At 36.0% G+C, this 11,079-nt stretch carries 10 protein-coding genes; 3 read left to right on the top strand and 7 right to left on the bottom strand.

Going from position 1 to position 11,079, the window contains the following annotated elements; translation table 11 throughout:
* Nucleotides 1-100: 100 nt before the first annotated feature.
* Nucleotides 101-313: a PIN domain-containing protein gene (locus VB264_RS25140; RefSeq protein ID WP_407654665.1), complete on the top strand. Its 213-nt coding sequence runs from the start codon at nt 101-103 to the stop codon at nt 311-313.
* 36 nt (nt 314-349) lie between these two features.
* Here the strand turns inward: VB264_RS25140 and VB264_RS19260 are convergent, their stop codons facing one another.
* From VB264_RS19260 to VB264_RS19250, 3 genes are all read right to left on the bottom strand, one after another.
* Nucleotides 350-1,063 (bottom strand): endonuclease/exonuclease/phosphatase family protein, encoded by a 714-nt coding sequence (locus tag VB264_RS19260; protein ID WP_323252009.1) that lies wholly within the window; start codon nt 1,061-1,063, stop codon nt 350-352.
* 85 nt (nt 1,064-1,148) lie between these two features.
* Complete coding sequence (locus tag VB264_RS19255; protein WP_323252007.1) at nt 1,149-2,174, bottom strand: dienelactone hydrolase family protein; 1,026 nt, start codon at nt 2,172-2,174, stop codon at nt 1,149-1,151.
* 303 nt (nt 2,175-2,477) lie between these two features.
* A complete protein-coding gene (locus tag VB264_RS19250; protein ID WP_323252005.1) occupies nt 2,478-2,939 on the bottom strand; it encodes a GyrI-like domain-containing protein in 462 nt (153 codons plus the stop codon).
* Nucleotides 2,940-3,202: 263 nt separating this feature from the next.
* Here VB264_RS19250 and VB264_RS19245 point away from each other — a divergent pair, with 263 nt between their 5' ends.
* Nucleotides 3,203-4,195, top strand: coding sequence for a YhdH/YhfP family quinone oxidoreductase (locus VB264_RS19245; RefSeq protein ID WP_323252003.1), 993 nt, complete (start codon nt 3,203-3,205; stop codon nt 4,193-4,195).
* Between the two features lie 73 nt (nt 4,196-4,268).
* Here VB264_RS19245 and glpK read toward each other — a convergent pair whose 3' ends face one another.
* The 4 genes from glpK to hpt form a co-directional block, all read right to left on the bottom strand.
* Nucleotides 4,269-5,759, bottom strand: a complete 1,491-nt coding sequence (glpK, locus tag VB264_RS19240) for a glycerol kinase GlpK (RefSeq protein WP_323252001.1) — start codon at nt 5,757-5,759, stop codon at nt 4,269-4,271.
* 64 nt (nt 5,760-5,823) lie between these two features.
* Nucleotides 5,824-7,416: a glycerol-3-phosphate dehydrogenase/oxidase gene (locus VB264_RS19235; RefSeq protein ID WP_323251999.1), complete on the bottom strand. Its 1,593-nt coding sequence runs from the start codon at nt 7,414-7,416 to the stop codon at nt 5,824-5,826.
* Between the two features lie 236 nt (nt 7,417-7,652).
* A complete protein-coding gene (locus tag VB264_RS19230; RefSeq protein ID WP_323251997.1) occupies nt 7,653-8,732 on the bottom strand; it encodes an alpha/beta hydrolase in 1,080 nt (359 codons plus the stop codon).
* Nucleotides 8,733-8,931: 199 nt separating this feature from the next.
* The gene (gene hpt / locus VB264_RS19225; protein ID WP_323251995.1) at nt 8,932-9,471 is read right to left on the bottom strand and encodes a hypoxanthine phosphoribosyltransferase; all 540 of its coding nucleotides are present in this window, start codon (nt 9,469-9,471) and stop codon (nt 8,932-8,934) included.
* A gap of 191 nt (nt 9,472-9,662) precedes the next feature.
* Here hpt and VB264_RS19220 point away from each other — a divergent pair, with 191 nt between their 5' ends.
* Nucleotides 9,663-10,901 (top strand): tetratricopeptide repeat protein, encoded by a 1,239-nt coding sequence (locus VB264_RS19220; protein ID WP_323251993.1) that lies wholly within the window; start codon nt 9,663-9,665, stop codon nt 10,899-10,901.
* The last annotated feature ends 178 nt before the right edge of the window (nt 10,902-11,079 follow it).

Here is an 11,079-nt window from a genome sequence, read left to right as displayed (position 1 = left end):
TTTTAGCAGAAACAAAATACAGAAAAACCCTGAAAATTGCCAATATTGACACTTTTTCGGGGTTATTTTATTTATAATGTATTGATAATCAAATAATTATATTACTAAAGGGAAGCCATTTTCACAGATTCATGACGTAGATACAACCTTAGTTGATATTACCATTAATATCAGACAGGAATACAAAGTAAAACTCCCAGATGCAATTATTGCTGCTACAGCTTTAGCAAAAGATTTAACATTAATCTCACGTAATTTAAAGGATTTTCATGGAATTACTGATTTGAAATTTATCAATCCTTATGAGTTGTAACCGAGGTTGAATCATATTTTGACTTTATTACTTTTTCTATCTATCCTCAAATATTATTATCATTGGTGAATGGTCACTTAAATGTTTCCAATTTTCAAAAGGCTCTACTGTAACATTGTTTAGATTATCAACGAATTGCATTGAAGCGAAGCAATAGTCAATATGATAAGGTTTTAAAATATTCCTATGTAAGTAAAAGGTAGGTTGAGATTCCTTTCCTTGTTCTTCTTTTGTGAAGGTATGATAAAGGCTTTCAATACCTATTTCTTTCAACTCCTTTACTACGTCGGAATGGTTCCACCATCTGTCCCATTGATCCCATATTGTATTACTATTAAAATCACCTGCAATGATAGCATTAGTTACTTTATGTTTATTTATCTGTAAATATTTCCAGAACTGACCTATATAGCCAAAATTGGGTGAATAATTTTGATGTGTCCAAACTGCAAGTAGGTCAAATTTTCCATTTATAGAGCAAGGCAGAAAATGTTTGACCCGATGACCGTTATAAATATCCGACCAATCTAAGGGCTTCAAATCAATGTGCTGTTTGGCAAATACACCAAGACCTTTGTTTTTTGTATCTCCTATCCATAAGTAGTTTATAGCCCAATCGACGTATTTTTTATCTTTTGATTCAGCAGGATTTTCACATTCTTGAACAATAATCAAATCTGCATTAAAGTCTAAAAGACTTTCAAACTTTTTTCTCAAAGCTCCATTACAATTCCATACAATAATTTTCATGCTGTATATAATATCTAGAACAATTTGTTTTAATGCTTATGAATATTATCCTGCAAGGATGAAAATAATTGGCATTCATTGATAATTATTTTAACCATTCCATCCAATCTTTGGCTACATCATCTCCACGATAAACCTTATCAATTACTTTTCCAGTAGTATCTTTTTTCAATTCAAAAAACTGGTGATTATGATTTGGATAAGCTTTCAATGTTAGATTCTTTTTTCCTTTTTCTATAAAATCTAGCGGTAAATAATCTAAGCCTATTGTAATTTCATTATCCTCAGTACCATAAGCGATATATAGCGGAGTATTGATTTTAAGCAAATTATTAATATTCTTTGTAGAAAACGAATGCCATGCATAGTAGGTATCTCCTAATGTTTTATCTGTTGCCTTTGGATATTTAGTAATATCTTCCCAAAACTTATAAAGTTCTTCTATTTGCTTTTGTCCTTCATTTGCATCCATTTTACCTTGTTTGATAGCATCGCGAATCTGATAGATTTCAAACTCAAACCGTCTGCCAGTATGGCCAGAAAAAAGAATAGTATGGGTTATAGATTTATTATAATTAGCTACCAAATTAGCCCCAATCGTAAATCCTTCAGAACCTCCGCAAAACACGATTTTACGAGTATCAATCCAAGGCTGTTTTACTAAAAAATTAAATACTTGGTTACATTGCTCCGTTGCTTTGTCAAGATTGTTATTTTCTTGGTATTCTTTCGTGAAGAATCTTGGATTGCCAGTTTTTAGCCCATCTTCTAATTGAGCCATATAAGCAGAATCTGCTACAAAAACAGTCCCTGATTTTTGTACCATCACAAAATGATAATCCTTTTGATAGGGTTTTATACTAAAAGGCATCTGGGGGTAGTATTTGCCTTGATAAATCTCTAGTAAAGGTCTTGGCTGTGAACCTTGGCGAAAAAAGAAGAGAGGTTTTTTGATTTTTAAATCTTGTTTTGTACCAAATACAATAAAGGTGATGGTATCTTTTTTATTTGTCAGATGAAAAACTTGACAGAGTTCTTCTAGGTTTTTAGTTTGAGAAAATCCATCAATATTAATAAGAAAAAATAAGAGGAGTAAAACTGTTTTTTTCATGGCTTTGTGATAAAATTATTCATGAAATAAAACAAAGCATTTTAACTTTAAATGACAATCTGTTTAACATCTTTTAAGAAAATTAAACTAGTATAATCGTGGGTTAGTACCTACCCTCGCTATTTCTAATATTCTTGCTAAGCGATGGTCATCGTGTTCTGTCACAAATAGGAATAAATCTAACGTTCTCATTGGTGTTTATCTAACATTCGTTATTGATAATAAATCGATAAATAAAATGCCTATCAAAGAAATACATTTCCATGATAGGCACTCTAAAAAGTCAAACTTACATTCCAAACACTATTCAATTCCCAATAAAATATCCGTAACATTTTCAGAAGAAGTCAAATCTACCCACTTGATATATACCTCTCTGGTTTGTGTAGTAGGCTTATGGCCTTGTGCGAATAAATTGTTGAAAAGTTCTTTATAAACAGGCATGATGTTACTAAAATCGCCATAATGGGTATAGGCGAAGGCTTTGAAAGCGGGATGTTCAACCAGTTCATAAGGTGAAGGAACTTCTACTGTTTGATTTCCCACAGGCAATGCAATTTCCAATGTAAATGGTTTTTCTACATCACCTGTAGCTCCCCAATAGATAAACTCAAGAGGTGCTGAGGTGTCTAAGCCCAATTGTCCTGCTGTAGCATACAGCGTGTCAATCTCACGCACGGCAATAGCATTTACGTTTAAAAGCGTAGTTTCTGTACGATAGATAAAATACTTCTGAGCAGGTATTTCTTTTGCTTGTACTTGCATGTTAATTTATATTTTGAGGTTTATGTTTTTTGTTAACAATGCAAAGTAAATAGGGCTTACTGACAACAGTATGTCAGTGCAAAAATCAATTATTCATTTATTTTTATTGTTTTTCTAGTGCTATAAAAATTAAGTACTTGATTATCAGAAGAACTGTACTTTTTGTGAGTAATTGTAAGCTTTGTAACTACTTGACTTTCAATGTTTTTTTGTTGAGGTTTACAATATAAATATAGCTTGTTTCATCAAACAAACACAAAACCATGAGCCATTCTTTTAAAGCCTTAGTGATTGCTGAAAATGCCGAAAAGCAGTATGTTCGCAATATTGTACAAAAAGATATTTCAGATTTGCCTGTAGGTGACGTTTTAATAAAAGTACATTATTCAGCATTAAATTATAAAGATGCCTTGTCGTCAGTAGGAAATAAAGGTGTAAGCAAAAATTATCCGCATACCCCAGGCATTGATGCTGCAGGAGTTGTGGAAGCAAGCGATTCTTCCGATTTTCAAGTAGGAGACCAAGTAATAGTGACTAGCTATGATTTAGGGATGAATACCGCAGGTGGTTTGGCAGAATATATTCGTGTACCCGCCAATTGGATTGTGAAACTACCCGCAGGACTAACCTTAAAAGAAGCAATGATTAACGGAACGGCTGGTTTTACGGCTGGTATGTGCATCAATGCGTTACTTAATCATGGATTAAATCCTGAAAAAGGGAAAGTATTAGTAACAGGCTCGACGGGGGGAGTGGGAACGCTAGCCATTGCGATGCTTGCAAAATTAGGTTTTGAAGTTGTTGCAGTCACAGGGAAACCTGAAGCCGTTGATTTTTTAAAGAAAATAGGCGCTAGTGAAATAGTTGGAAGAGAAGCATTAGACGATCAGTCGGGGCGACCATTGTTAAAATCTGTTTACGCAGGGGTGGTTGATACCGTTGGCGGGAATATTTTGGCAACAGCGTTGAAGTCTTTAACGTATGGTGCTTCGGCTGCCATTTGTGGGTTAGTAGCTTCTGCTGAATTACATACTACAGTATTACCTTTTATTTTGCGTGGCAATACATTGTTTGGAATAGATTCAGCAGAATGCCCAATGTCTTTACGACAGAACATTTGGCAAAAATTAGCGACAGACTGGAAACCAAATGATTTAGCATTGCTTGCCCATGAAATTTCCTTAGAAGAAGTACCCGAAAAATTAGATTTGATGTTGAAAGGAAAAGCTCTGGGTAAGACCATAGTTAAGCTATAATTTAAACCGTAGCACGAGTTTTTAACTCGGGTCACATTAATTTGACGAGTTGAAAACTCGTGCTACGGATTTATTACTCTTCCCACTCAAAGCTGCGAGTGACGGCTTTTTTCCAATAATGATAAAGTTTTTCTCTTTTTGATGTCTCCATGTTGGGTGTCCACGTTTGTGCAATACCCCAGTTTTGTTTCAAGTCTTCTAGGTCTTCCCAATAGCCAATGGCTAAGCCTGCGGCATAAGCAGCACCCAAAGCGGTGGTTTCTATCATAGCAGGACAAACCACTGGCACATCTACCATATCTGCCTGAAACTGCATTAAGGTTTCGTTTACCACCATCCCGCCATCTACTCTTAGCGAAGAAATTTCAATGCCCGCATCCTTTTCCATCGCCTCTAATACTTCTAAGGTTTGATAAGCGGTAGCTTCCAAAGCGGCCTTTGCAATATGGGCTTTGGTGACATAGCGTGTCAGTCCTACGATTACTCCACGAGCATCTGCTTGCCAATAAGGGGCATACAAACCTGAGAAAGCAGGGACGAAATAACAACCTCCGTTGTCTTCCACAGCATTTGCCAATGTTTCAATCTCAGCACTATTTTTAATGATTTCTAAATTATCACGAAGCCACTGTACCAATGCCCCCGTAATGGCAACAGAACCTTCCAATGCATATTTTACAGGCTGATTTCCAAACTGATACGCTACTGTAGTAAGTAATCCGAAGGTTGAAGGCGTTATTTTCTCGCCTGTATTCATTAACATAAAACAACCCGTACCATAAGTATTTTTGGCTTCGCCAGGGGCAAAACAAGTTTGCCCAACAAGAGCAGCTTGCTGATCGCCTAAATCACCTGCCACAGGTACACCCGAAAGTACACCACGGGCTTCGCCATAGACTTCACTACTTGATTTTATGGCGGGCAACATTGCTTTAGGAATATTTAATTTCTGAAGTATATCATCATCCCAAGCTAAGGTTTTCAAATTCATTAACTGGGTTCTGCTGGCATTGGTTACGTCGGTAATATGGATTCCACCATCTGTTCCGCCCGTTAAATGCCAGATGATAAAAGTATCCATATTCCCAAAAATAGCCGTTCCTTCTTCAGCATCTTCTCTCAGCCCTTCAACGTTTTCTAAAAGCCATTTTAGCTTCAAACCGCTGAAATAAGTAGCCAGAGGCAAGCCTGTCTTTTCACGGAAACAATCGGCTCCTCCTTCTTTGGCTAAATCTGCTACCATGTTGCCAACGCGGGTATCTTGCCATACAATGGCATTGTAATAAGGCTGACCAGTGAATTTATTCCATACCACTGTTGTTTCTCGTTGATTGGTAATGCCTACCGCTGCAATATCTAAAGGCGAAAGGTTGGCTTTCCCTAATGCTAGCCCGATTACTTCCTGTGTATTGCTCCAGATTTCGTCTGAGTCGTGTTCTACCCAGCCAGCTTGTGGATAAATCTGAGAATGTTCTTTTTGTCCGACAGAAATTTGATTGCCTTGTTTGTCGAAAATGATGAAGCGGGTACTGGTAGTCCCTTGGTCAATAGAGCCTATATACATTTTAAAGAGTGTTTTTGATAGTTAATTAGGTAATTGAATAAATTAGAGCTTTGTAAATCTTTGTTTAATTTTCAATATTTTGATGACTGATAAATGTTTTTCCAGGACTTAAAAAAGCCTCTACTAAGCTTTCAGATTCTTTGGCAGCTTGCGCGTCTCTTAATCCTAAACCCAACCTTCTGTTTAGTACATCTTGGGTAGTAACTGCCATTTCTTCTTGAATCGCATACACAATCTCAGCTTGGATAAATGGATGATTAGGATGAATTAACTCTTTCAATTCAGATTGATTTTTTGCTAAACTTAATACTGTTGCTGCCAATGAACCATATTTTTTCATTAAGTGCTGTGCTATTGTTGGGGAAACATGATATTGACTGACAAGTTGTTGCCAATCCTCAAAATGATACCCTTCTGCACCATGCAATAATTGATGTTCGGATGTACAAAGTACAGGTTCTTTGTGCCAAATGGTTTCATAAACATGGTCTATGGTATCTTTTGCCATTAAGCGATAGGTAGTCCATTTTCCACCCATGATACTTACTAATTGACTGCTCTTGTCAATCTCCACCTCGTGGTCACGAACTAGCGATTTGGTATCAGAACTTTTTTCAGCTTTTCCGAGCAATGGTCTTTGTCCTGCAAAACCACTGGTAATTTCTTCGGGTGTAACGTCTTTTTCTAAATAACGATTTACATAGCTTAATAAGTACGGAATTTCGTCTGGTTCTAAGTCTGGATTTTCAGAAAGTTTATCTTCTTCGTCGGTTGTACCTACCAACAAATGGTCTTGCCAAGGAATGATAAACAATACTCTTCCATCATCCGTTTTGGGTACTAAGATAGCAGTTTCATTTTTCATCAAACTGGTAGGCAAAACAATGTGAGCCCCTCTGCTTACTTTCATCCGAGGTTTCAATTTTGTGTTAGCCATCTTGCGAATATGGTCTGCAAAAGGCCCCGTAGCATTGATAAATACTTTCGCCTGAACTGTTAAAGTATTGTTGCTCACATTATCTTTAATCGTCAAAGCAGTTAGCTTTCCTTCATTATCTTTTTCAAACCGAAGGGCTTCTGCATAGTTCAAAACGGTTGCCCCCAAAGCTTCTGCTTTTTGGATAATCGCTAAACAATAACGTGCATCATCCAATTGCCCATCGTAATATAATACTGCGGAGGTTAGATTTTCTTTTTTTAACTCAGGAATGGTTTTCAATGCTTCTTTTCTCGATAGCCATTTACTGGCACCAATACCATGATTACCTGCTATCCATTCATAGAGTTTTAAGCCGATTGTAAGGTAAATACCTTCAATCCAAGAATAACAGGGCGTTAATAAGGCTAATGGACGAGTGAGATGAGGGGCGTTTTTGATAAGGGTATCTCTTTCATGGAGACTCTTTTGCACCATTTTGTACTGTTCCCAATCCAATTTTTTTACAGCTTGCTCAAGATAGCGTACTCCACCATGAATAAGTTTGGTAGACTTAGATGTAGTTTGACCTGCAAAATCAGCTTTATCAATTAACAATACCTTTAAACCTCTTAGGGTAGCATCTAAGGCAATACCTGCACCTGTTGCTCCGCCACCTATGATGCACAAATCAAATTGTTCTATTGACGAGATTTTACTTAATTGTTCTATACGATTCATAATGGATAATTTACCTGAATATTAACAAAATATACTCATAAAAAAGGACTGACAGCAATAAGCAAAAATAGAGGATATTTAATAATTTACAACAATGATATGCTGTAAGTTATCTAATGGTATAACAAACCTAAATGCCATAACATTTCATAAAACATAAAAACAAAAAAGCGGCTCATCTACTTACAAAAATGTAAATAAATGAGCCGTTTGAAGATTAAATTTTTCATGAATGACTAACGATAGAATAACCACTCTATCGCTTTAGGGAATTCTTTGCCCCATTGGTCTTCGTTGTGCATTCCATCAGGGTCATACGAAAGATGAATATCCGTTTTTCTGATACCTTGTCTCTGGAAAGTTTGCTTTAGTTTTTCCACATTTGGTAACATCATCGTTCCTTCGTCACCACCCGCATATACATAAATGTCGGTTGGCAAATGTGAAATGAAATCAATCGCATCAAAGTAAATATTAGGTGAAACCCACAGTGATGGCGAGAAAACCATCAACTTCCCGAATACTTCTGGAAACATCAAGCCTGAATAAATACTGATTAAGCCTCCTAGCGAGCTTCCGCCAATACCCGTAAATTCTCTTTCTGGGCGTGTACGAAAGTTTTTGTCAATATATGGTTTTAGCGTTTTAGCCAAAAACTGAGTATATTTTCTACCCTGTCCTTTTCCCATTTTTGGGTTATTATAGGGCGAATATTCTTGATAGCGTTGTTCACCACCGTGTGCTACTGCCACAACAATGATATCGCCATGCCCACGAGCTGCCAAAACGGCTAATTGCTTATCAATTCCCCAGTTTCCAAATACAGAACCTCCGCCAAATAAATTCTGAGCGTCTTGTAAATAAATTACAGGATAGTGTTTGTCGGATGTTTCGTAATTATGGGGCAAAAGGATATACACAGCACGCTTTCTATCAAACTGTGGTATCTCAAAAGCATCAGAGATTAAGCGGATTTCAGGCATTAAATCACCCGAAAGATTTTCGCCATCTAGTCGCCAGTGTGGTACAAAGTCTTTTAGAACCCCTGTTTTTACTTTAGATATTCTGTTGGCTGTAGGTTTACCAAATTCATCTAATTCTACTTGATTCCATCCACCTTTGGTATATTTATACTCAAAGCTTTCTGGCAGTTTGATAGTATCTGGTAACTTCAATTCATATTTTCCGTCTTCAACTTTGTTTAAACGGAATTCTTCTTTATTGGGCAGCCATTCGTTGAAACTCCCTGAAATAAATACAGGTCTATTGTCTTCAACGGGGGTTGTTAGTTCAAAATATAATACGCCTTTACTCATTAGTGATTTATTTGTCGAACCACAAATTTAATTAATAATATTTGCTTTTTTATAACAATATTCCAATATAGAATATTGTGTGTAACAAGCTGAGCATCAGTAATGAAAACCTTTCTGTTTCGATATACAAGTATTATATGCAACTATTGTACCAAACGCATCCTTGCTCTTTAGCGATAGTCTAAAGCTTTGTACTGCACTATTCACACAATACATACAAATCTGCCAGATTTCTTCCTAATCCATCATAATCTAAACCATAACCCAATACAAATTTATTTTCTAAATCAAATCCGACATATTGCACATCAATAGGAACTTTTAACGCTTCTGGTTTTTGGAAAAGCGTAGCTATGGACAAAGAACTTGGATTTTGAGCCAACAATTGTTTTTTGATTTCAACCATCGTTAGTCCAGTATCGATAATATCTTCAATAATGATGATGTCTCGATTTTCAATATTTTCAGTTAAGCCCAAAATCTGGTGTACTTTCCCTGTAGATGCTGTTGCTTGATAAGAGGAAACTCGTAAGAAAGTGATTTCGCAACTTACCGAAATAGATTTCATCAGTTCAGCAGCGAACATAAATGAGCCATTCAGAATAGCTAAAAACAAAGGTTGTTTTCCTGTGTAGTCTTGGTTGATTTCAGCGGCAAGGGCATTGATGCGCTTTTCTAAAATGCTTTGTTCGATAAATACTTCAAAATGTTTATCGTGTACTTGTATCGTGGATTTCATAAATACTTGATTTCTAATTTGTAAAAATACGCTAATCTATAGAGCTCGCCAAATCATTAGAAAGCAAGTAATTACTCTTGTGAATAGAATATCTGGATAAATGACACTTTTTAATAATGCTTTTCGTTGTATCATTCGTTAGAGCAATACTTAAAATTTCCTTAAATTTACATCCAGAAAAGACAATCACCATGAAAAAAGTATTTGATTTATCGATTTATATAAAAGTATTCCTCTTGTGCAGTTTGTTGGTTTCACAACAGCAAATGGCTAACGCACAATGGTGGAAAGATACAGAGAAAGCAGAACAGGAACGTTCAAAAGGAATGCTTTTGCTTACGACAGAAGTACAAATTGAAGCGACACAGGCTATCAATCACATGTATAATTTCAAGTTTTATGAAGCCGAACGCGAGTTTAATTATTTGAAAGTAAAATATCCTGACCATCCGCTCCCTGAATTTTTATTGGGATTAATGGAATGGTGGAAAATTGTGCCTAATACTGAAAATGTCATTTACGATGAGCGATGTATAGAATACATGGATAAAAGCATTGAAAAGGCTGAGAAAATATGGGATGATTCTGAAAATCCAGAGGCGGCTTTCTTCATGGCGGCAGCCTATGCTTTTAAAGGACGTTTGCATTCTGAAAGAAAACATTGGACGAAGGCTACTTTTGCCGCAAAAAATGCACTAAAATACCTTGATAGGTCAAGAAGTTTCTCTGATTTTAGTCCAGAATTGATGTTTGGTGATGGTCTCTACAATTATTACTTCCATTATGTAAAAGAGAATTATGCGATGCTTCGTCCAGTACTTTGGTTGTTTCCTAAAGGTGATAAGCCAAAAGGAATCAGTCAGTTAGAAAAAGTAAGTTATAATGCTTTTTATACACGTACAGAGGCACGCTACTTTTTATTACAGATTTATGGACTAGAAAACATGAATGAAAAAGCGTTGAATTTGTCAAAATACACGTATGAGACGTACCCAGACAATCCGTTTTTTCAACGATTCTATGCTAGAAGTGCCTTTGTAGCTGGTCGTGTTTCTGAAGCTAAAACCATTGCCAAAAGTATTTTGCAAAAAATAGACGAGCATTATCCTGGTTATGAAGGCGTGAGTGGTAGATATGCTGCTTATATTCTGGGTTATTATGCGATGAATTATGATAGAGACAATAAAGAAGCAAAGACGTATTTTCAAAAAACAATAGACTTTGCCAAACAAACGGGGTCGACTAATTCGGGTTATTATTGGTCATCGATGATAGCCCTAGGAAAAATAGCTTCGCAAGACCAAGATTATGATACTGCGATAGAGTATTACAAACAGGTAATAGATGATTCTGAGCGAAAATCTTCCCAAAGAGAAGAAGCAAAAAAATTACTAACCGAAGCAAAAAAGGCACGAAGGAAGAAAAAATAATTAAAACTAAAAAAAGTCGCTTTATCCTATAAAGCGACTTTTTTATTATCAAGCCTTAAATTTGTGATTAATTATTTGGTAAAACCCATCAAGTTTAGCTATATTTAGGATTCATTATCTTAAAAAATAATGACTTCTTTGCTTTATTGAATAACTTTTTAGTTAACTAAAACCTCTA

It is taken from the genome of Arcicella aquatica, assembly GCF_034928825.1.
GTDB classification, from domain to species: Bacteria; Bacteroidota; Bacteroidia; order Cytophagales; family Spirosomataceae; genus Arcicella; species Arcicella aquatica.
Note: the sequence above shows the minus strand (reverse complement) of the source record. Positions and strands in the feature narration are given on the sequence as shown.

Excerpts from the sequence above, each read along its gene's own strand:
- VB264_RS19260 (WP_323252009.1), bottom strand. The coding sequence starts at position 1,063 with ATGAAAATTATTGTATGGAATTGTAATGGAGCTTTGAGAAAAAAGTTT.
- VB264_RS19255 (WP_323252007.1), bottom strand. The coding sequence starts at position 2,174 with ATGAAAAAAACAGTTTTACTCCTCTTATTTTTTCTTATTAATATTGAT.
- VB264_RS19250 (WP_323252005.1), bottom strand. The coding sequence starts at position 2,939 with ATGCAAGTACAAGCAAAAGAAATACCTGCTCAGAAGTATTTTATCTAT.
- VB264_RS19245 (WP_323252003.1), top strand. The coding sequence starts at position 3,203 with ATGAGCCATTCTTTTAAAGCCTTAGTGATTGCTGAAAATGCCGAAAAG.
- glpK (WP_323252001.1), bottom strand. The coding sequence starts at position 5,759 with ATGTATATAGGCTCTATTGACCAAGGGACTACCAGTACCCGCTTCATC.
- VB264_RS19235 (WP_323251999.1), bottom strand. The coding sequence starts at position 7,416 with ATGAATCGTATAGAACAATTAAGTAAAATCTCGTCAATAGAACAATTT.
- VB264_RS19230 (WP_323251997.1), bottom strand. The coding sequence starts at position 8,732 with ATGAGTAAAGGCGTATTATATTTTGAACTAACAACCCCCGTTGAAGAC.
- hpt (WP_323251995.1), bottom strand. The coding sequence starts at position 9,471 with ATGAAATCCACGATACAAGTACACGATAAACATTTTGAAGTATTTATC.
- VB264_RS19220 (WP_323251993.1), top strand. The coding sequence starts at position 9,663 with ATGAAAAAAGTATTTGATTTATCGATTTATATAAAAGTATTCCTCTTG.